The organism is Moraxella sp. ZY200743 (assembly GCF_050885545.1).
GTDB classification, from domain to species: domain Bacteria; phylum Pseudomonadota; class Gammaproteobacteria; order Pseudomonadales; family Moraxellaceae; genus Moraxella; species Moraxella haemolytica.
Map to the genome: position 1 here is coordinate 2,112,978 of NZ_CP091313.1, position 24,419 is coordinate 2,137,396.

5 protein-coding genes are annotated in these 24,419 nt (G+C 44.4%); 4 read left to right on the top strand and 1 reads right to left on the bottom strand.

The genetic code is table 11. The features are described 5' to 3' along the window. Nucleotides 1–285: 285 nt before the first annotated feature. From L3D27_RS10305 to L3D27_RS10320, 4 genes are all read left to right on the top strand, one after another. Complete coding sequence (locus L3D27_RS10305) at nt 286–20,742, top strand: YadA-like family protein (RefSeq protein ID WP_432481128.1); 20,457 nt, start codon at nt 286–288, stop codon at nt 20,740–20,742. A gap of 40 nt (nt 20,743–20,782) precedes the next feature. After that, entirely contained in the window at nt 20,783–21,649 is an 867-nt protein-coding gene (locus L3D27_RS10310) for an OmpA family protein (RefSeq protein WP_432481066.1), read from the top strand. A 266-nt stretch (nt 21,650–21,915) separates the two neighbouring features. Then, nucleotides 21,916–22,638 (top strand): ABC transporter permease, encoded by a 723-nt coding sequence (locus L3D27_RS10315; RefSeq protein WP_432481129.1) that lies wholly within the window; start codon nt 21,916–21,918, stop codon nt 22,636–22,638. Continuing rightward, on the top strand, nt 22,635–23,342 hold the full coding sequence (locus L3D27_RS10320; RefSeq protein ID WP_373628803.1) for an ABC transporter permease: 708 nt from the start codon (nt 22,635–22,637) through the stop codon (nt 23,340–23,342). Before L3D27_RS10315 ends, L3D27_RS10320 begins: the two co-directional genes overlap by 4 nt. Nucleotides 23,343–23,403: 61 nt before the next feature. On the opposite strand, the gene L3D27_RS10325 is transcribed toward L3D27_RS10320, so the two are convergent. Further along, nucleotides 23,404–24,300: an Hsp33 family molecular chaperone HslO gene (locus L3D27_RS10325; RefSeq protein WP_373628802.1), complete on the bottom strand. Its 897-nt coding sequence runs from the start codon at nt 24,298–24,300 to the stop codon at nt 23,404–23,406. Between the last annotated feature and the right edge of the window lie 119 nt (nt 24,301–24,419).

Consider the following 24,419-nt stretch of genomic DNA (forward strand, 5'->3'; position numbering starts at 1 on the left):
AGTAAATATTGTGGTAAAATACACCCATTTAAGCTAAATATATTAGCAATATTATCAATTAATAATATCAATTGATAATATTAATTGATAATATCAATTGATAATATTAATGAATAACAACTTAAGTTTGGGTTATAATCCAACAAAACACCCAAACAATTACACCAAGCAATGCACAGCAAGTTTGGTTCATAAAGGTTTGGTCATCAAACCGCATTGATTTTTTTAACCACCCTTGTAAAAATTCAGTCAACAAGGGTGGGCTAACTACGCTGGAATGAAAGTATGAATAAAGTCTATAAGGTTATTTTTAACCGCACCACACAAGTGTTTCAAGCTGTCTCTGAATTGGCTCGTGGTCATCAACGCACCCAAACCGGTAGCACATCATTAAGCAAAGACCCTACTCAAACAGGCAGTAGCTTTCATCTAAACCCAATTGCCAGTGCAATAGACTCTCTTAAACCAGCAGTTCGTTCGTTCGCCCTAACCACCCTACTGCTCAGCGGACTTAGCTTTTCTGGGAGCGTGTCGGCTCAGTTTTGGGAAGGTAGTAACAGTGGTGCAGAGAACTTGGTTTGGGGGGGGCGTAACGTAACCACTAATAACAGTAACATAACTGGCAATCCTGCACCTTATACTGGACGAGGAAACGTCAATGCCTATAACTCGATTGTGATCGGGCACAATACTTTCCTTGGCAAGTCAGGGGTTGCCGGTGCAAGTGTGCCAAACGCAAACGTGATTATCGGTCACGGGGCAATCGGACGGGGTGAGCAAGTTCAAAATGCGATTGCTTTAGGGGCAAGAGCGAATACTGGTGGTAACCAAACAATCTCTATCGGGGCAGACTCGACAACCGTGAGTAACGGCAACATCTCTATTGGTTCGCAAGCGTCCTCTAGGGACCCAAACTCTCTTGCTATCGGGACAGGGGCTAAATCAAGAGGCGGATCAGTAGCGATAGGTAACGCAGCAATAGCAGAGAATACGTCTATTGTGATTGGTTATAGCTCACAATCTAAGTCTAGCAACGGGACAGTACTGGGGATTGAAGCAGTCAATGCCAGTAATAACGGGACGGTTTTGGGTTTCCAAGCGAGGGTTAATGACAATTCACTAGATGGGATTGCAATAGGACGTTCTGCAACAGTTCAAGCCAGATCGCAAGGCGGTATTGCGATTGGTTCTGGCACGAATATTCAAGGTTTGAATTCTCTTGGTATAGGAACATCAGCTATAGCAAGAGGATCATCAGTGGCCATCGGTAGTTCAGCACGGGCGGATAACAGCTCTATCGTTATTGGTATAGGCTCAGTTGGCTTATCCACCAACGGTGTGGTGCTAGGGAATCAAGCAATCAACAATGGCAAAGACAGTACGGTTATCGGGTATGGGGCAAAGCTTTCCGGTGATGGGGCAGACAGATTCAGAGCAGGTCGGACTCGTGCATTAGAAAACTCCTTAGTTGTGGGGACAGATGCTCGTGCGTGGTCAGGATACTCGGTGGTGCTGGGGCGTGAGGCACAGGTTGGTGATGCTAATAATGATGCGGTTAGCGGTACAGCCGTAGGTGAGCGTGCCAAAGCACTTGCCTATCGTAGTACGGCACTGGGGAGTAATGCGTTGGTTAACGCCAGCGGAGACGGCGGTATCGCGATTGGTCGCTCTGCTTTATCAAATGCCTCACAAGGGATTGCGATTGGCTCGGGAGATGCAGATAGCGCTAACAACCCTGCAACGGTAAATGCAGAGGGGGGGGTTGCGATTGGGCATAACGCCAAGGTTGACACTGATCATATACGAGCAGTGGCGATAGGTTATAGTACAACTGCCGGTGGTGCGTATAACGTGGTCATCGGTAATGGAGCATCAGCATCTGGCAGTGAAAATGTGGCTATCGGTAGAAATTCAAATGCGACCGATGTGGGAGAGAGAAGTGATTTAGTAATTGGTAATAAGACCTTTAATGCGAATCAATGGCAAGGCTACAACAAGAAAAATTCTTTTGCGGTAGCTAGTGGGGGTAAAGAACGGGTTATTCAACATGTAGCGGCCGGTACGATTAGCCCCAACAGCACCGAAGCGATTAACGGCTCGCAGTTGTATCACATTGTAAATGGTATCGGGTTTGATGTGCATGATAATGCCGGTGCTAAAAAAGCAACCGTTGGTATTGGTAATAAACTGGAATTTAAGAAAGGGACGAATAACTTAGTTAGTGTTACGGTGAATAACAAAGGGGGTACAAACGGCTCAAAACAAAATGCAGAAGTCGTATTTGATGTCATAACGCAGGAGCTTGACAGTGCAAATAATAAAACAAAGGTAACGGCTGCGAGAGGTCCAGCAGGTTTGGCGAAGTCTGCTGATGTGGCACAGGCGATTAACGATGTGGCAGAAGCGTTACAAAAGGATATAAAAAACATTGGCGTAAGCTGGAAGCTGGCTACAAAAGCCGGCACAGGTGGTACAGCGAATAACAAACAGCATACAATCACATCTAATAAGACAGTAACATTCCAAGCCGGTAAAAACATAGCACTGACACAGACAGATGGAACCATCGATATTGCCGTAAGTGATACGCCAAGCTTTACATCAATGAGTACAAGCGGTGCTGCGACGATTGGTGGGAAATTAACGGCTCGAGGTGGTTTGGATGTGACCGGCGATACCACGCTTAGAGGTACCACTGCAAGTACGTTGAATGTGACCGGTGCGACCACGCTTGGAACTACCACGCTTGGAAGTACCACTGCAAATAGTTTGACCGTGACGAACACGGCAAATGTTGGTGGTATGCTAAATGCCAACGGTGGTTTGACGGTAGCAAATAGAAAAACGGTTGATTTTAATAATAATAGACTGACTGAGGTGGGTGATGCTACAGCTGATACTGATGCCGTCAATAAGAAACAGCTGGATGCTTGGGCTGACAAAGGGATAAAGTTTTGGGGTGATTCAAACAAAAACGGACAACATCTCACACGTCAGTTGGGCATGGACATAAAAATTACCGGCGGTGCTAATGAGGGTCAGTTGACTGATAACAATATTGGGGTGGTTGTTGGTAACAAGGGATTGGAAGTAAAACTATCCAAAACACTAACTGGGCTAACTTCAGTAACAACAAACTCACTAACAGTCAATAATGGTGCCACCTTTAAACAAGGCATAACCTTAGGTAATGCCAACAATGGTCCGAAGATTGTTAATAATGGTGATGCCATCAAGGTTCAGAAGAACGGAGGAGGGTATGCTCGAATCACCAATATTTGGGACGGTAAAGATGCTTTTGATGCAGTCAATAAAGGGCAGTTGGACGAGCTGGCTAATACAGGATTACAGTTTGAAGGTGATTCAGCTAGTGATGTTGCCACTCGCAAGTTAGGCCAAAAACTGAATATTACCGGCGGTGCTAATAGGGATAAGTTGACTAATAATAATATTGGGGTGGTTGGTGGTAGTAATGGTCTGGTTGTAAAACTTGCCAAGAATCTTAAAGGCTTAGAGTCAGTAGAGACGAAGACACTTACAACCACCGGTCGTATTACAGCCGGTGGTGGTTTGACAGTGACTACTGGGGGCTTGACTGTTCAGGCTGGTAAAACCAACTTGAACGGTGGCTTGACAGTAACCGGTGACACAAAAGTTGCTAAACTAACAGCAACCGGTGATACACAAGTTGTTAAGCTAACAGCAACTGGTGATACCTCGCTTCAAAACACCAATGTTGGTGGTACGCTGAATGTGACTGGCTCAACCAATTTGACCAATGGCTTGACAGTGGCCGGTAATACAAATGTTGCTAACCTAACAGCGACCGGTAATACATCGCTTAACACAATTACTACGACAGGTGCTGCGACCATCAACGGTACGCTAAATGCCAACGGTGGTTTGACGGTAGCAAGTAGACAAACGGTTAATTTTAATAATAATCAACTGGCTAATGTGGGTAATGCTACAGCAGATCATCATGCCGTCAATAAGAAGCAGTTGGACGAGCTGGCTAACAAAGGGATAAAGTTTTTGGGTGATTCAACCGTTGTCGGTCAACATCTCACACGTAGGTTGGACACGGACATAAGAATTACCGGCGGTGCTAATGAGAATCAGTTGACTGATAACAATATTGGGGTGGTTGTTGGTACTGACAATCTGGTTGTCAAACTTGCCAAGAATCTTAAAGGCTTAGAGTCAGTAGAGACGAAGACACTTACAACCACCGGTCGTATTACAGCCGGTGGTGGTTTGACAGTGACTACTGGGGGCTTGACTGTTCAGGCTGGTAAAACCAACTTGAACGGTGGCTTGACAGTAACCGGTGACACAAAAGTTGCTAAACTAACAGCAACCGGTGACACAAAAGTTGCTAAACTAACAGCAACCGGTGATACACAAGTTGTTAAGCTAACAGCAACTGGTGATACCTCGCTTCAAAACACCAATGTTGGTGGTACGCTGAATGTGACTGGCTCAACCAATTTGACCAATGGCTTGACAGTGGCCGGTAATACAAATGTTGCTAACCTAACAGCGACCGGTAATACATCGCTTAACACAATTACTACGACAGGTGCTGCGACCATCAACGGTACGCTAAATGCCAACGGTGGTTTGACGGTAGCAAGTAGACAAACGGTTAATTTTAATAATAATCAACTGGCTAATGTGGGTAATGCTACAGCAGATCATCATGCCGTCAATAAGAAGCAGTTGGACGAGCTGGCTAACAAAGGGATAAAGTTTTTGGGTGATTCAACCGTTGTCGGTCAACATCTCACACGTAGGTTGGACACGGACATAAGAATTACCGGCGGTGCTAATGAGAATCAGTTGACTGATAACAATATTGGGGTGGTTGTTGGTACTGACAATCTGGTTGTCAAACTTGCCAAGAATCTTAAAGGCTTAGAGTCAGTAGAGACGAAGACACTTACAACCACCGGTCGTATTACAGCCGGTGGTGGTTTGACAGTGACTACTGGGGGCTTGACTGTTCAGGCTGGTAAAACCAACTTGAACGGTGGCTTGACAGTAACCGGTGACACAAAAGTTGCTAAACTAACAGCAACCGGTGATACACAAGTTGTTAAGCTAACAGCAACTGGTGATACCTCGCTTCAAAACACCAATGTTGGTGGTACGCTGACTGTGGGTGGTGCTACGACCTTTAATGGTACGGTTAATGCAACTCAAGGCTTGACAGTGACCGGTGGTGCAACGCTAGATAGTGCAAATATTACCGATACCCTGACTGTGGGTGGTGCTACGACCTTTAATGGTACGGTTAATGCAACTCAAGGCTTGAATGTAACCGGCTCAACCAACTTGAACGGTGATTTAACCGTAACTAATGGTACTACCACTGTTGAGGCATTAACAGCGAGTGGAGAAACAAGACTTCAAGAATTAATCGTTGGGGGTCAAGCACAGTTTACAGATTCACTGGTTGTTGAGAAGCAAGCAACCTTTAAAGAGGGCATAACCTTAGGTAATGCTAATGATGGTCCGAAGATTGTGCGTGACGGCAATAATATCAAAGTTCAGAAGAGCGATGACTCTCCTACGAAGATCACCAATGTGGCTGCTGGTGACGCTCCTAATGATGCGGTTAACTTTGAACAGTTTGAAGCGAAAGCTGGGGAAATTACCGATAAAGGATTGAAGTTTGTTGGTGATGATGGTAATAAAGTTCATCGTAAATTAGGCGATACACTGAAGATTGTTGGTGAAGCTGATAAGGATGAATTAACCGAAAGAAATATCGGGGTGGTGAAAAACACTTCAGATGACGGTTTGATAGTAAAACTTGCTAAATCGTTGACTGGCTTGACTAAGGTGTCGACGCAGTCGTTGGAAGTGACTAACGATGCGACTATTGGTGGTGGTTTGACGGTGAATAATGGTTTGACGGTAACTGCCGGTGAAACCAAGCTTCAAAACACCAATGTTGGTGGTACGCTGACTGTGGGTGGTGCTACGACCTTTAATGGTACGGTTAATGCAACTCAAGGCTTGACAGTGACCGGTGGTGCAACGCTAGATAGTGCAAATATTACCGATACCCTGACTGTGGGTGGTGCTACGACCTTTAATGGTACGGTTAATGCAACTCAAGGCTTGACAGTGACCGGTGGTGCAACGCTAGATAGTGCAAATATTACCGATACCCTGACTGTGGGTGGTGCTACGACCTTTAATGGTACGGTTAATGCAACTCAAGGCTTGAATGTAACCGGCTCAACCAACTTGAACGGTGATTTAACCGTAACTAATGGTACTACCACTGTTGAGGCATTAACAGCGAGTGGAGAAACAAGACTTCAAGAATTAATCGTTGGGGGTCAAGCACAGTTTACAGATTCACTGGTTGTTGAGAAGCAAGCAACCTTTAAAGAGGGCATAACCTTAGGTAATGCTAATGATGGTCCGAAGATTGTGCGTGACGGCAATAATATCAAAGTTCAGAAGAGCGATGACTCTCCTACGAAGATCACCAATGTGGCTGCTGGTGACGCTCCTAATGATGCGGTTAACTTTGAACAGTTTGAAGCGAAAGCTGGGGAAATTACCGATAAAGGATTGAAGTTTGTTGGTGATGATGGTAATAAAGTTCATCGTAAATTAGGCGATACACTGAAGATTGTTGGTGAAGCTGATAAGGATGAATTAACCGAAAGAAATATCGGGGTGGTGAAAAACACTTCAGATGACGGTTTGATAGTAAAACTTGCTAAATCGTTGACTGGCTTGACTAAGGTGTCGACGCAGTCGTTGGAAGTGACTAACGATGCGACTATTGGTGGTGGTTTGACGGTGAATAATGGTTTGACGGTAACTGCCGGTGAAACCAAGCTTCAAAACACCAATGTTGGTGGTACGCTGACTGTGGGTGGTGCTACGACCTTTAATGGTACGGTTAATGCAACTCAAGGCTTGACAGTGACCGGTGGTGCAACGCTAGATAGTGCAAATATTACCGATACCCTGACTGTGGGTGGTGCTACGACCTTTAATGGTACGGTTAATGCAACTCAAGGCTTGAATGTAACCGGCTCAACCAACTTGAACGGTGATTTAACCGTAACTAATGGTACTACCACTGTTGAGGCATTAACAGCGAGTGGAGAAACAAGACTTCAAGAATTAATCGTTGGGGGTCAAGCACAGTTTACAGATTCACTGGTTGTTGAGAAGCAAGCAACCTTTAAAGAGGGCATAACCTTAGGTAATGCTAATGATGGTCCGAAGATTGTGCGTGACGGCAATAATATCAAAGTTCAGAAGAGCGATGACTCTCCTACGAAGATCACCAATGTGGCTGCTGGTGACGCTCCTAATGATGCGGTTAACTTTGAACAGTTTGAAGCGAAAGCTGGGGAAATTACCGATAAAGGATTGAAGTTTGTTGGTGATGATGGTAATAAAGTTCATCGTAAATTAGGCGATACACTGAAGATTGTTGGTGAAGCTGATAAGGATGAATTAACCGAAAGAAATATCGGGGTGGTGAAAAACACTTCAGATGACGGTTTGATAGTAAAACTTGCTAAATCGTTGACTGGCTTGACTAAGGTGTCGACGCAGTCGTTGGAAGTGACTAACGATGCGACTATTGGTGGTGGTTTGACGGTGAATAATGGTTTGACGGTAACTGCCGGTGAAACCAAGCTTCAAAACACCAATGTTGGTGGTACGCTGACTGTGGGTGGTGCTACGACCTTTAATGGTACGGTTAATGCAACTCAAGGCTTGACAGTGACCGGTGGTGCAACGCTAGATAGTGCAAATATTACCGATACCCTGACTGTGGGTGGTGCTACGACCTTTAATGGTACGGTTAATGCAACTCAAGGCTTGAATGTAACCGGCTCAACCAACTTGAACGGTGATTTAACCGTAACTAATGGTACTACCACTGTTGAGGCATTAACAGCGAGTGGAGAAACAAGACTTCAAGAATTAATCGTTGGGGGTCAAGCACAGTTTACAGATTCACTGGTTGTTGAGAAGCAAGCAACCTTTAAAGAGGGCATAACCTTAGGTAATGCTAATGATGGTCCGAAGATTGTGCGTGACGGCAATAATATCAAAGTTCAGAAGAGCGATGACTCTCCTACGAAGATCACCAATGTGGCTGCTGGTGACGCTCCTAATGATGCGGTTAACTTTGAACAGTTTGAAGCGAAAGCTGGGGAAATTACCGATAAAGGATTGAAGTTTGTTGGTGATGATGGTAATAAAGTTCATCGTAAATTAGGCGATACACTGAAGATTGTTGGTGAAGCTGATAAGGATGAATTAACCGAAAGAAATATCGGGGTGGTGAAAAACACTTCAGATGACGGTTTGATAGTAAAACTTGCTAAATCGTTGACTGGCTTGACTAAGGTGTCGACGCAGTCGTTGGAAGTGACTAACGATGCGACTATTGGTGGTGGTTTGACGGTGAATAATGGTTTGACGGTAACTGCCGGTGAAACCAAGCTTCAAAACACCAATGTTGGTGGTACGCTGACTGTGGGTGGTGCTACGACCTTTAATGGTACGGTTAATGCAACTCAAGGCTTGACAGTGACCGGTGGTGCAACGCTAGATAGTGCAAATATTACCGATACCCTGACTGTGGGTGGTGCTACGACCTTTAATGGTACGGTTAATGCAACTCAAGGCTTGAATGTAACCGGCTCAACCAACTTGAACGGTGATTTAACCGTAACTAATGGTACTACCACTGTTGAGGCATTAACAGCGAGTGGAGAAACAAGACTTCAAGAATTAATCGTTGGGGGTCAAGCACAGTTTACAGATTCACTGGTTGTTGAGAAGCAAGCAACCTTTAAAGAGGGCATAACCTTAGGTAATGCTAATGATGGTCCGAAGATTGTGCGTGACGGCAATAATATCAAAGTTCAGAAGAGCGATGACTCTCCTACGAAGATCACCAATGTGGCTGCTGGTGACGCTCCTAATGATGCGGTTAACTTTGAACAGTTTGAAGCGAAAGCTGGGGAAATTACCGATAAAGGATTGAAGTTTGTTGGTGATGATGGTAATAAAGTTCATCGTAAATTAGGCGATACACTGAAGATTGTTGGTGAAGCTGATAAGGATGAATTAACCGAAAGAAATATCGGGGTGGTGAAAAACACTTCAGATGACGGTTTGATAGTAAAACTTGCTAAATCGTTGACTGGCTTGACTAAGGTGTCGACGCAGTCGTTGGAAGTGACTAACGATGCGACTATTGGTGGTGGTTTGACGGTGAATAATGGTTTGACGGTAACTGCCGGTGAAACCAAGCTTCAAAACACCAATGTTGGTGGTACGCTGACTGTGGGTGGTGCTACGACCTTTAATGGTACGGTTAATGCAACTCAAGGCTTGACAGTGACCGGTGGTGCAACGCTAGATAGTGCAAATATTACCGATACCCTGACTGTGGGTGGTGCTACGACCTTTAATGGTACGGTTAATGCAACTCAAGGCTTGACAGTGACCGGTGGTGCAACGCTAGATAGTGCAAATATTACCGATACCCTGACTGTGGGTGGTGCTACGACCTTTAATGGTACGGTTAATGCAACTCAAGGCTTGAATGTAACCGGCTCAACCAACTTGAACGGTGATTTAACCGTAACTAATGGTACTACCACTGTTGAGGCATTAACAGCGAGTGGAGAAACAAGACTTCAAGAATTAATCGTTGGGGGTCAAGCACAGTTTACAGATTCACTGGTTGTTGAGAAGCAAGCAACCTTTAAAGAGGGCATAACCTTAGGTAATGCTAATGATGGTCCGAAGATTGTGCGTGACGGCAATAATATCAAAGTTCAGAAGAGCGATGACTCTCCTACGAAGATCACCAATGTGGCTGCTGGTGACGCTCCTAATGATGCGGTTAACTTTGAACAGTTTGAAGCGAAAGCTGGGGAAATTACCGATAAAGGATTGAAGTTTGTTGGTGATGATGGTAATAAAGTTCATCGTAAATTAGGCGATACACTGAAGATTGTTGGTGAAGCTGATAAGGATGAATTAACCGAAAGAAATATCGGGGTGGTGAAAAACACTTCAGATGACGGTTTGATAGTAAAACTTGCTAAATCGTTGACTGGCTTGACTAAGGTGTCGACGCAGTCGTTGGAAGTGACTAACGATGCGACTATTGGTGGTGGTTTGACGGTGAATAATGGTTTGACGGTAACTGCCGGTGAAACCAAGCTTCAAAACACCAATGTTGGTGGTACGCTGACTGTGGGTGGTGCTACGACCTTTAATGGTACGGTTAATGCAACTCAAGGCTTGACAGTGACCGGTGGTGCAACGCTAGATAGTGCAAATATTACCGATACCCTGACTGTGGGTGGTGCTACGACCTTTAATGGTACGGTTAATGCAACTCAAGGCTTGACAGTGACCGGTGGTGCAACGCTAGATAGTGCAAATATTACCGATACCCTGACTGTGGGTGGTGCTACGACCTTTAATGGTACGGTTAATGCAACTCAAGGCTTGACAGTGACCGGTGGTGCAACGCTAGATAGTGCAAATATTACCGATACCCTGACTGTGGGTGGTGCTACGACCTTTAATGGTACGGTTAATGCAACTCAAGGCTTGAATGTAACCGGCTCAACCAACTTGAACGGTGATTTAACCGTAACTAATGGTACTACCACTGTTGAGGCATTAACAGCGAGTGGAGAAACAAGACTTCAAGAATTAATCGTTGGGGGTCAAGCACAGTTTACAGATTCACTGGTTGTTGAGAAGCAAGCAACCTTTAAAGAGGGCATAACCTTAGGTAATGCTAATGATGGTCCGAAGATTGTGCGTGACGGCAATAATATCAAAGTTCAGAAGAGCGATGACTCTCCTACGAAGATCACCAATGTGGCTGCTGGTGACGCTCCTAATGATGCGGTTAACTTTGAACAGTTTGAAGCGAAAGCTGGGGAAATTACCGATAAAGGATTGAAGTTTGTTGGTGATGATGGTAATAAAGTTCATCGTAAATTAGGCGATACACTGAAGATTGTTGGTGAAGCTGATAAGGATGAATTAACCGAAAGAAATATCGGGGTGGTGAAAAACACTTCAGATGACGGTTTGATAGTAAAACTTGCTAAATCGTTGACTGGCTTGACTAAGGTGTCGACGCAGTCGTTGGAAGTGACTAACGATGCGACTATTGGTGGTGGTTTGACGGTGAATAATGGTTTGACGGTAACTGCCGGTGAAACCAAGCTTCAAAACACCAATGTTGGTGGTACGCTGACTGTGGGTGGTGCTACGACCTTTAATGGTACGGTTAATGCAACTCAAGGCTTGACAGTGACCGGTGGTGCAACGCTAGATAGTGCAAATATTACCGATACCCTGACTGTGGGTGGTGCTACGACCTTTAATGGTACGGTTAATGCAACTCAAGGCTTGACAGTGACCGGTGGTGCAACGCTAGATAGTGCAAATATTACCGATACCCTGACTGTGGGTGGTGCTACGACCTTTAATGGTACGGTTAATGCAACTCAAGGCTTGACAGTGACCGGTGGTGCAACGCTAGATAGTGCAAATATTACCGATACCCTGACTGTGGGTGGTGCTACGACCTTTAATGGTACGGTTAATGCAACTCAAGGCTTGAATGTAACCGGCTCAACCAACTTGAACGGTGATTTAACCGTAACTAATGGTACTACCACTGTTGAGGCATTAACAGCGAGTGGAGAAACAAGACTTCAAGAATTAATCGTTGGGGGTCAAGCACAGTTTACAGATTCACTGGTTGTTGAGAAGCAAGCAACCTTTAAAGAGGGCATAACCTTAGGTAATGCTAATGATGGTCCGAAGATTGTGCGTGACGGCAATAATATCAAAGTTCAGAAGAGCGATGACTCTCCTACGAAGATCACCAATGTGGCTGCTGGTGACGCTCCTAATGATGCGGTTAACTTTGAACAGTTTGAAGCGAAAGCTGGGGAAATTACCGATAAAGGATTGAAGTTTGTTGGTGATGATGGTAATAAAGTTCATCGTAAATTAGGCGATACACTGAAGATTGTTGGTGAAGCTGATAAGGATGAATTAACCGAAAGAAATATCGGGGTGGTGAAAAACACTTCAGATGACGGTTTGATAGTAAAACTTGCTAAATCGTTGACTGGCTTGACTAAGGTGTCGACGCAGTCGTTGGAAGTGACTAACGATGCGACTATTGGTGGTGGTTTGACGGTGAATAATGGTTTGACGGTAACTGCCGGTGAAACCAAGCTTCAAAACACCAATGTTGGTGGTACGCTGACTGTGGGTGGTGCTACGACCTTTAATGGTACGGTTAATGCAACTCAAGGCTTGACAGTGACCGGTGGTGCAACGCTAGATAGTGCAAATATTACCGATACCCTGACTGTGGGTGGTGCTACGACCTTTAATGGTACGGTTAATGCAACTCAAGGCTTGACAGTGACCGGTGGTGCAACGCTAGATAGTGCAAATATTACCGATACCCTGACTGTGGGTGGTGCTACGACCTTTAATGGTACGGTTAATGCAACTCAAGGCTTGACAGTGACCGGTGGTGCAACGCTAGATAGTGCAAATATTACCGATACCCTGACTGTGGGTGGTGCTACGACCTTTAATGGTACGGTTAATGCAACTCAAGGCTTGAATGTAACCGGCTCAACCAACTTGAACGGTGATTTAACCGTAACTAATGGTACTACCACTGTTGAGGCATTAACAGCGAGTGGAGAAACAAGACTTCAAGAATTAATCGTTGGGGGTCAAGCACAGTTTACAGATTCACTGGTTGTTGAGAAGCAAGCAACCTTTAAAGAGGGCATAACCTTAGGTAATGCTAATGATGGTCCGAAGATTGTGCGTGACGGCAATAATATCAAAGTTCAGAAGAGCGATGACTCTCCTACGAAGATCACCAATGTGGCTGCTGGTGACGCTCCTAATGATGCGGTTAACTTTGAACAGTTTGAAGCGAAAGCTGGGGAAATTACCGATAAAGGATTGAAGTTTGTTGGTGATGATGGTAATAAAGTTCATCGTAAATTAGGCGATACACTGAAGATTGTTGGTGAAGCTGATAAGGATGAATTAACCGAAAGAAATATCGGGGTGGTGAAAAACACTTCAGATGACGGTTTGATAGTAAAACTTGCTAAATCGTTGACTGGCTTGACTAAGGTGTCGACGCAGTCGTTGGAAGTGACTAACGATGCGACTATTGGTGGTGGTTTGACGGTGAATAATGGTTTGACGGTAACTGCCGGTGAAACCAAGCTTCAAAACACCAATGTTGGTGGTACGCTGACTGTGGGTGGTGCTACGACCTTTAATGGTACGGTTAATGCAACTCAAGGCTTGACAGTGACCGGTGGTGCAACGCTAGATAGTGCAAATATTACCGATACCCTGACTGTGGGTGGTGCTACGACCTTTAATGGTACGGTTAATGCAACTCAAGGCTTGACAGTGACCGGTGGTGCAACGCTAGATAGTGCAAATATTACCGATACCCTGACTGTGGGTGGTGCTACGACCTTTAATGGTACGGTTAATGCAACTCAAGGCTTGAATGTAACCGGCTCAACCAACTTGAACGGTGATTTAACCGTAACTAATGGTACTACCACTGTTGAGGCATTAACAGCGAGTGGAGAAACAAGACTTCAAGAATTAATCGTTGGGGGTCAAGCACAGTTTACAGATTCACTGGTTGTTGAGAAGCAAGCAACCTTTAAAGAGGGCATAACCTTAGGTAATGCTAATGATGGTCCGAAGATTGTGCGTGACGGCAATAATATCAAAGTTCAGAAGAGCGATGACTCTCCTACGAAGATCACCAATGTGGCTGCTGGTGACGCTCCTAATGATGCGGTTAACTTTGAACAGTTTGAAGCGAAAGCTGGGGAAATTACCGATAAAGGATTGAAGTTTGTTGGTGATGATGGTAATAAAGTTCATCGTAAATTAGGCGATACACTGAAGATTGTTGGTGAAGCTGATAAGGATGAATTAACCGAAAGAAATATCGGGGTGGTGAAAAACACTTCAGATGACGGTTTGATAGTAAAACTTGCTAAATCGTTGACTGGCTTGACTAAGGTGTCGACGCAGTCGTTGGAAGTGACTAACGATGCGACTATTGGTGGTGGTTTGACGGTGAATAATGGTTTGACGGTAACTGCCGGTGAAACCAAGCTTCAAAACACCAATGTTGGTGGTACGCTGACTGTGGGTGGTGCTACGACCTTTAATGGTACGGTTAATGCAACTCAAGGCTTGACAGTGACCGGTGGTGCAACGCTAGATAGTGCAAATATTACCGATACCCTGACTGTGGGTGGTGCTACGACCTTTAATGGTACGGTTAATGCAACTCAAGGCTTGAATGTAACCGGCTCAACCAACTTGAACGGTGATTTAACCGTAACTAATGGTACTACCACTGTTGAGGCATTAACAGCGAGTGGAGAAACAAGACTTCAAGAATTAATCGTTGGGGGTCAAGCACAGTTTACAGATTCACTGGTTGTTGAGAAGCAAGCAACCTTTAAAGAGGGCATAACCTTAGGTAATGCTAATGATGGTCCGAAGATTGTGCGTGACGGCAATAATATCAAAGTTCAGAAGAGCGATGACTCTCCTACGAAGATCACCAATGTGGCTGCTGGTGACGCTCCTAATGATGCGGTTAACTTTGAACAGTTTGAAGCGAAAGCTGGGGAAATTACCGATAAAGGATTGAAGTTTGTTGGTGATGATGGTAATAAAGTTCATCGTAAATTAGGCGATACACTGAAGATTGTTGGTGAAGCTGATAAGGATGAATTAACCGAAAGAAATATCGGGGTGGTGAAAAACACTTCAGATGACGGTTTGATAGTAAAACTTGCTAAATCGTTGACTGGCTTGACTAAGGTGTCGACGCAGTCGTTGGAAGTGACTAACGATGCGACTATTGGTGGTGGTTTGACGGTGAATAATGGTTTGACGGTAACTGCCGGTGAAACCAAGCTTCAAAACACCAATGTTGGTGGTACGCTGACTGTGGGTGGTGCTACGACCTTTAATGGTACGGTTAATGCAACTCAAGGCTTGACAGTGACCGGTGGTGCAACGCTAGATAGTGCAAATATTACCGATACCCTGACTGTGGGTGGTGCTACGACCTTTAATGGTACGGTTAATGCAACTCAAGGCTTGACAGTGACCGGTGGTGCAACGCTAGATAGTGCAAATATTACCGATACCCTGACTGTGGGTGGTGCTACGACCTTTAATGGTACGGTTAATGCAACTCAAGGCTTGACAGTGACCGGTGGTGCAACGCTAGATAGTGCAAATATTACCGATACCCTGACTGTGGGTGGTGCTACGACCTTTAATGGTACGGTTAATGCAACTCAAGGCTTGAATGTAACCGGCTCAACCAACTTGAACGGTGATTTAACCGTAACTAATGGTACTACCACTGTTGAGGCATTAACAGCGAGTGGAGAAACAAGACTTCAAGAATTAATCGTTGGGGGTCAAGCACAGTTTACAGATTCACTGGTTGTTGAGAAGCAAGCAACCTTTAAAGAGGGCATAACCTTAGGTAATGCTAATGATGGTCCGAAGATTGTGCGTGACGGCAATAATATCAAAGTTCAGAAGAGCGATGACTCTCCTACGAAGATCACCAATGTGGCTGCTGGTGACGCTCCTAATGATGCGGTTAACTTTGAACAGTTTGAAGCGAAAGCTGGGGAAATTACCGATAAAGGATTGAAGTTTGTTGGTGATGATGGTAATAAAGTTCATCGTAAATTAGGCGATACACTGAAGATTGTTGGTGAAGCTGATAAGGATGAATTAACCGAAAGAAATATCGGGGTGGTGAAAAACACTTCAGATGACGGTTTGATAGTAAAACTTGCTAAATCGTTGACTGGCTTGACTAAGGTGTCGACGCAGTCGTTGGAAGTGACTAACGATGCGACTATTGGTGGTGGTTTGACGGTGAATAATGGTTTGACGGTAACTGCCGGTGAAACCAAGCTTCAAAACACCAATGTTGGTGGTACGCTGACTGTGGGTGGTGCTACGACCTTTAATGGTACGGTTAATGCAACTCAAGGCTTGACAGTGACCGGTGGTGCAACGCTAGATAGTGCAAATATTACCGATACCCTGACTGTGGGTGGTGCTACGACCTTTAATGGTACGGTTAATGCAACTCAAGGCTTGACAGTGACCGGTGGTGCAACGCTAGATAGTGCAAATATTACCGATACCCTGACTGTGGGTGGTGCTACGACCTTTAATGGTACGGTTAATGCAACTCAAGGCTTGAATGTAACCGGCTCAACCAACTTGAACGGTGATTTAACCGTAACTAATGGTACTACCACTGTTGAGGCATTAACAGCGAGTGGAGAAACAAGACTTCAAGAATTAATCGTTGGGGGTCAAGCACAGTTTACAGATTCACTGGTTGTTGAGAAGCAAGCAACCTTTAAAGAGGGCATAACCTTAGGTAATGCTAATGATGGTCCGAAGATTGTGCGTGACGGCAATAATATCAAAGTTCAGAAGAGCGATGACTCTCCTACGAAGATCACCAATGTGGCTGCTGGTGACGCTCCTAATGATGCGGTTAACTTTGAACAGTTTGAAGCGAAAGCTGGGGAAATTACCGATAAAGGATTGAAGTTTGTTGGTGATGATGGTAATAAAGTTCATCGTAAATTAGGCGATACACTGAAGATTGTTGGTGAAGCTGATAAGGATGAATTAACCGAAAGAAATATCGGGGTGGTGAAAAACACTTCAGATGACGGTTTGATAGTAAAACTTGCTAAATCGTTGACTGGCTTGACTAAGGTGTCGACGCAGTCGTTGGAAGTGACTAACGATGCGACTATTGGTGGTGGTTTGACGGTGAATAATGGTTTGACGGTAACTGCCGGTGAAACCAAGCTTCAAAACACCAATGTTGGTGGTACGCTGACTGTGGGTGGTGCTACGACCTTTAATGGTACGGTTAATGCAACTCAAGGCTTGACAGTGACCGGTGGTGCAACGCTAGATAGTGCAAATATTACCGATACCCTGACTGTGGGTGGTGCTACGACCTTTAATGGTACGGTTAATGCAACTCAAGGCTTGACAGTGACCGGTGGTGCAACGCTAGATAGTGCAAATATTACCGATACCCTGACTGTGGGTGGTGCTACGACCTTTAATGGTACGGTTAATGCAACTCAAGGCTTGACAGTGACCGGTGGTGCAACGCTAGATAGTGCAAATATTACCGATACCCTGACTGTGGGTGGTGCTACGACCTTTAATGGTACGGTTAATGCAACTCAAGGCTTGAATGTAACCGGCTCAACCAACTTGAACGGTGATTTAACCGTAACTAATGGTACTACCACTGTTGAGGCATTAACAGCGAGTGGAGAAACAAGACTTCAAGAATTAATCGTTGGGGGTCAAGCACAGTTTACAGATTCACTGGTTGTTGAGAAGCAAGCAACCTTTAAAGAGGGCATAACCTTAGGTAATGCTAATGATGGTCCGAAGATTGTGCGTGACGGCAATAATATCAAAGTTCAGAAGAGCGATGACTCTCCTACGAAGATCACCAATGTGGCTGCTGGTGACGCTCCTAATGATGCGGTTAACTTTGAACAGTTTGAAGCGAAAGCTGGGGAAATTACCGATAAAGGATTGAAGTTTGTTGGTGATGATGGTAATAAAGTTCATCGTAAATTAGGCGATACACTGAAGATTGTTGGTGAAGCTGATAAGGATGAATTAACCGAAAGAAATATCGGGGTGGTGAAAAACACTTCAGATGACGGTTTGATAGTAAAACTTGCTAAATCGTTGACTGGCTTGACTAAGGTGTCGACGCAGTCGTTGGAAGTGACTAACGATGCGACTATTGGTGGTGGTTTGACGGTGAAAAAAGCAACCACGTTATTAGGTGGATTAACCACCATTGGGAACAATGTCACCATTGGTGATAGTTTTACTATAGGTAATAGTCTTGTCTCTGGTGATGCAGGTGTTCAAGGTGATTTGTATGTCTCTGGTGATACCAACCTTAAAGACACCACCGTTGATGGCAAGCTGAAAGTAACCAAAGGTATGGATGTAAAAGGTAAATCAACCTTTGAGGTGATAGAGATTCCAAGTTCAAAAGAGAATCAACCGCCACTGTTGCTTGATAAAACGGGTATTAGCGGCTTGCCGGATAATATCAAAAATCGTTCGAGCGACCTTACGGTGTTATCAGATCTTGATCCGGAATTGGATGTTTCTAATCAGGGTGCCGATCCAGCAGAAAGAGCAAAAAGATTGTCTCGTGCAGCAACCATAGCTGATGTGTTGTCGGTGGGCTTTAACCTAAAAAACAATGGTGCATCAAGAGACTTTATTCGTGGTTTTGATACAGTTGACTTTATCGATGGTAAGGCAACTACCGCAGTTGTCACTCGTGAGGGTAACAGCAAAACAAGCAAAGTGACCTTTAATGTCAATGTTGATAATGACACCATTAAGCTGATTGACGGCAATAAGATTGCTGCTAACACCACCGATTTGATGGTAGGCAATAGCGGTCGATTAGATATTCCAATGGTATCTTTCGATGCGATAGACAATGCTAAGAAACTGATGACCGCCAGAGATATTGCCTATGCGATTAATCAATCCGGTTTCCAAGTCATCTCCGGTCAAACCGGACTTGGTACTAATTCTGGTGCATCCGAAGAAGTGGTGAGAGCTGGTGATTTGATTAAGCTGATTGCCGGTGACAACTTGGATATTAAACAAGAAGGTACAACCTTTACCTTCTCTCTTAAAAAGACATTAACGCTTAAAGATGATAAGGGTGATGTAACCACACTCTCCCCTGCAGGTGTTAAGACACAGGGTAATGGCGGTGGTAGTACTCTGGGCAACGGCGGTGGTAGTAATGTCGGTAACGGCAATGGTACTGGCGGCGGTGCAGTCGGTAATGGCGGCGGTGAGAGCACAGTCGATAAAGGCGGGCTTACTGTTGCAGACAGAGACGGTAATGTCAGCAAAGTGACGGCGAACGGTGTTGCTGTTGAAGGCAAAAACGGCAGCAGTAGTCTTGAAGAAGGTGGTTTATCGGTCATCGGTAAAGATGGTGAAAGCAGTCTTAAAGAAGGTGGTTTATCAGTTATCGGCAAAGACGGTAGTAGCAGTCTTAGTGGCGATGGTGTGAATGTTATCGATAAAGATGGTAACGGGGGCGAGTTTAATGCAAAAGGCATCTCACTCATTGGACCAAAAAACCAATTAAACCTACAAAACAATAAGCTTGAAATGACCGCAACCAATGCTGGTAAAACCAATACATTTAGTATTGAAAATACGGCAGAAGGAGCGAAAGTTGGTGGCGTTGCTGATGGTGTTGACCCTAATGATGCAGTCAATAAGGGCCAGCTGGATGCACAGGCAAATAAAGGCCTGAAGTTCGTTGGTGATGACAATCAAGAAGTCCATCGTAAATTAGGTGAGACGCTAACCATTGTCGGTGGCTTAACGGATGCAACCAAGCTGTCTGATAATAATATCGGAGTGATGAAAGATGGTGATGGCAAGTTGGTTATAAAACTTGCTAAGAATATTAGCGGTTTAAGCAATATTGAAACCACTGGTCGTATTACTGCCGGCAATGGTCTGACTGTTGAAGCTGGTGGCTTAAATGTTAAAGGTGATACGACGCTTCAAAAGACAACCGTTACTGATTTCACTGCAAATGGCGATACAACGCTTCAAAAGACTGTTGTGAATCAAACCCTAACGGTTGAAAAACAAGCGACCTTTAAAGATACAGTTGAGGTAAATAATGGCTTGACAGTAACCAATGGCGAAACCAAGCTGAAAAATACTGCTGTTAATGGTACGCTGAATGTGACTGGTAACACAACGATTGATAAAACCTTGATAGTTAAGGGTGATACAACTGTTGAGAAGTTAACAGCAAATGGTGATACAACGCTTGAAAAATCATTGACTGTTAAAGAGAAAGCGACCTTTAAAGATACAGTTGAGGTAAATAATGGCTTGACAGTAACCAATGGCGAAACCAAGCTGAAAAATACTGCTGTTAATGGTACGCTGAATGTGACTGGTAACACAACGATTGATAAAACCTTGATAGTTAAGGGTGATACAACTGTTGAGAAGTTAACAGCAAATGGTGATACAACGCTTGAAAAATCATTGACTGTTAAAGAGAAAGCGACCTTTAAAGAGGGTATCACCTTAGGTGATGCTACTACAGGACCACAGATTGTTCATGAAGGTGATGATACCATCAGAATTCAGCAGAACGATGGCAGTGCAGCACGCATTACCAATGTGGCTGATGGTCATATCGCACCAGACAGTAAAGATATCGTCAATGGTGGTCAGCTGATGAATGTTTATAACCACATCGGTAAAATTGAAAGTCAGCTACAAGCAGGTATTGCCGGTAATAACGCTGCAGCGTCCCTACCACAAGTCATGATGCCAGGCAAATCTATGGTATCGGCAGCATTGGGCGGCTTCCGTGATAAGAAAGCAATCGCCATTGGTTATTCTCGCTTGAGTGACAATGGACGCATGGCATTGAAGTCAAACTTAAATGTTGACACCGAGAAGAACCTTGGCTATGGTGTGGGCGTAGGCTTTACCTGGTAACCCACCCATTGCGATAACTTTTATCTTAGGAAAACATGATATGAATAAAAAACATACCGCATTGTTTGGTGTGATGTTGATGGCGATGACGCTAACTGGTTGTGTTTCAACTTCTGCTTTGGAAGTTGAAACAGACACAGAGGTTGAGTTTCCAAAGATTGATGATGCTGTTGTTTCATCAAATAACTATAAAGGCTCACGGGCTAATTGGAGTAACATTGCTCAGATTGAACATGGCATGAGTAAAGATCAGCTGTATCATTTGATTGGCTATCCGCATTATCATGAAGGCTTGTATGGTGTTTATGAATGGAATTACATCTTTAATTATCGTGATCAAGTAGGTGATTACAGACAATGTCAATTCCAAATTCGTTTTGATAAAAACAAAACCATCAATGCCATGTACTGGTCTGCACCTGAGTGTGAAGAGAAAGTAAAACAAGCAGGTTTGCTACACACTCAAGCAGTGATTCAAGACATCGTTCAGCAGATGCCATCTTCGCCTGCGACACCAACAGAAACTTTTGCCTTGCAAGCAGATGCTTTATTTGCTTTTAATAAATCAGGTATAAAAGATATGTTACCAGGTGGTCTGACCAAACTTGATGAGCTTGCAGATAAGCTAAAAGACTATCAAAGCCAAGGTAAAGTAAAAGCCCATATCATCGGTCATACTGACAGACTAGGTTCAAAAGAGTATAATCTGGCTTTATCAAAAAGTCGTGCTGATACGGTTGCTACCTATCTGTTATCAAAAGGTATTGCATCAGATATACTAAATACCACAGGTGCAGGTGAGTATATGCCAATAAAAGACTGCTCTATCAATGGCACCAAAAAACAACAAATCCGTTGTCTACAACCTAATCGCCGTGTTGAGGTGCAGATTTATGTTGAGCAGTAGTTTTTGGTAGAATTGTTTAAAAAGATGCCACCCTGATGGGTGGTGTTTTTTATACATGGTAGATTGATACATGGTAAAACAATCTACCACCTTTTATTATGACATAGACCAAAATAAACATTTCATACAATCCAAAATTTTGTTAGAATAGGCAGTTTGGGCTTATTTATTTTTAATGAATGCCCAATTTGTATTTATTCTGATACTTTTTGATATTTCGATAGTTTTATCATTGGCTTTTGGTATTTTTTTAGTAAGGCATTTTTGTGTTTGATTTACACGGCTACGGTCCGATTTTACTCAAAGGCACATGGCTGACCATTCAGCTAGGAGCGACAAGTTTGCTGTTTGGTCTGCTATTTGGTTTGATGGGTGCAGGTGCCAAACTCTCTGGCATCTGGCCTCTGCAGCGTCTTGCTGACATTTATACAACGGTCGTGCGTGGCGTGCCTGAACTACTCATGGTGTTTTTTGTTTATTTTGGGGGCGAGGCATTACTACAACTCATCGCCAATCAAATGGGCTATACAGATCGCACTGATTTGAGTAGGTTTTGGGCAGGTGTGACGGCATTGTCTTTGATGTTTGGTGCTTATGCCACCGAAGTCTTTCGCATGGCAATCCAAGACATTCCAAAGGGTCAATGGGAATCCGCCCAAAGTCTTGGCATGAGACCTGTTCAGACCATCAGACGCATCATCTTGCCACAGATGTGGCTGGTCGCCCTGCCTGGTCTTGGCAATCTGACTTTGGTTTTGCTCAAAGACACCGCCCTTGTCTCCTTGATTGGTTTGCAAGATTTGATGTACTATGCCACTCGTGCCGTTCAAAGCACCCAACAGCCTTTTACTTTTTATATCGTTGCAGCACTCATTTATTTGGCATTAACCACCGTCATCACTTTACTTTTGACGCATTTTGAGTGGCGTGCCAACCCCGCTGCTCGCTACGCCAAGTCCATGACCAAACACAAAGGGGGGCAAGCATGAGCCTAAATTGGGGTGCTATTATTGACCAACTGCCCACCATGCTACAAGCATCGGTTCTAACCATTGAGCTTGTGGTGCTGTCGTGTTTGTTTGGTTTGATTGTTGGCGTGGTTTTGGGGCTGATGCGTTCATCTAGGCATTTATGGATAAAAGCCCTACCCTTTGCTTATATTTTCTTTTTTCGTGGCACCCCGCTACTCATTCAGATTTTCTTGATTTATCAAGGGCTAGGTCAGTTTGACTTCATCAAAGACAGCTTTCTGTGGGATCCGATTTTCTCCAAAGCCTACTGGTGTGCCATCATTGCGTTTACCCTAAATACCGCCGCTTATATCGCTGAGATTATCAGAGGCTCTATCGCTGCCATTCCTAAAGGCGAGCTTGAAGCAGCTGATGCCATCGGTATGTCAAATACCCAAAAAGTACGCCGCATCATCTTGCCTCGTGCCTTTGGTATCATGATTCCTGCATACAGCAACGAGGTGCTATTTATCCTAAAAGGCAGTGCATTGGCGGCATCCATCACACTGGCGGAACTGACTTATACCGCCAAAAATTTGGGGGCGGTCAATTATATGCACCTTGAAATGTACACCGCAGCAGGCATCATCTACCTACTGCTTGCGTGGATTTTGATGATTGGTTTTAGACTATTTGAAAACCACATCAATAAGCACAAACGCTACATACCACCAACCACCTAGCATCACAGCCAAACAAAAAGAGCGTTCCAAACGCTCTTTTTTAGTGCCAATACAGCCAAGGTTAAATGAACAAGGCGTTAATTTTCGCCTCATCAAATTGATACGACTGCCCACAAAAACCACAGTCAAGTGCCAACACGCCACCATGTGCGTCCAACGCATTCAAGGCTTCTTCATGCCCTAACTGCAAAATCGCCCCCTCACTTTTTTGGGCAGAACAAGTACAACCAAAACTCAGCGGATTCGCCTCAGGAGTGACCACTTCTTCTTCATGATATAGACGATATAAAATTTCATCTGCCTGCAATTCTGTCAGCTCATCGGTCTTGATGGTGCCAGTCAATGCACTCATACGCTCCCATAGGTCTGGATCGTTTTCACGGTCTTCGTCCGTCTGCGGTAGTAGTTGCACCAAAATCCCACCTGCCACTTCATCACTGGTGGCAAGTTTTAAGAGAGTAGGAATCTGGGCTGACTGCTTTTGATAATGTGCCAAGCACTCTGCCAAATCATCACTGACACGCTCTACAATGCCTTGATACGCCTCGCCTCGCTCTGGATGGATACTGATGAACAGCACCCCCTGCCCTAGCTGACCGAACGCCTGACGACTGGTGTTGATATTCTGCCATGCCTGATTCTCTTTAAAACCTGCTAACGCACGCACGCACCCTGTGTGATCACACTCCGCCATCGCCCATGACAGCAGGCTTGTCTCATCTGATGATTGTAATTGTACAGACAGTCTGCCATTGATTTTTAGAGTACCAATCAATAAACTTGCCGCCACTAGCATCTCGCCAAGCAGTGCTTTGACGGCGGTGGGATAATTTTTTTTGGTGATGATGGTCTGATATGCCTCCGTTAAGCGTACCACATCACCACGCACAGGCGACCGCTCAATAAAAAATCGCTGGCGGTATTGGTTGGCAGAATTTGGGGTTTGAATGTCGGTCATAAGATTGCTTCTTTATTAGATACAGATGATGACTAAATGGGGACGACTTAAAAAAATACAAATCTACATCCAACAGCTGACCGCCCTGCCATATTTTGTTATGAATACTGCCCATGACT

Bases quoted from the DNA above. Each gene is read 5' to 3' on its own strand.
- L3D27_RS10310 (WP_432481066.1), top strand. From the start codon at position 20,783: ATGAATAAAAAACATACCGCATTGTTTGGTGTGATGTTGATGGCGATG.
- L3D27_RS10305 (WP_432481128.1), top strand. From the start codon at position 286: ATGAATAAAGTCTATAAGGTTATTTTTAACCGCACCACACAAGTGTTT.
- L3D27_RS10320 (WP_373628803.1), top strand. From the start codon at position 22,635: ATGAGCCTAAATTGGGGTGCTATTATTGACCAACTGCCCACCATGCTA.
- L3D27_RS10325 (WP_373628802.1), bottom strand. From the start codon at position 24,300: ATGACCGACATTCAAACCCCAAATTCTGCCAACCAATACCGCCAGCGA.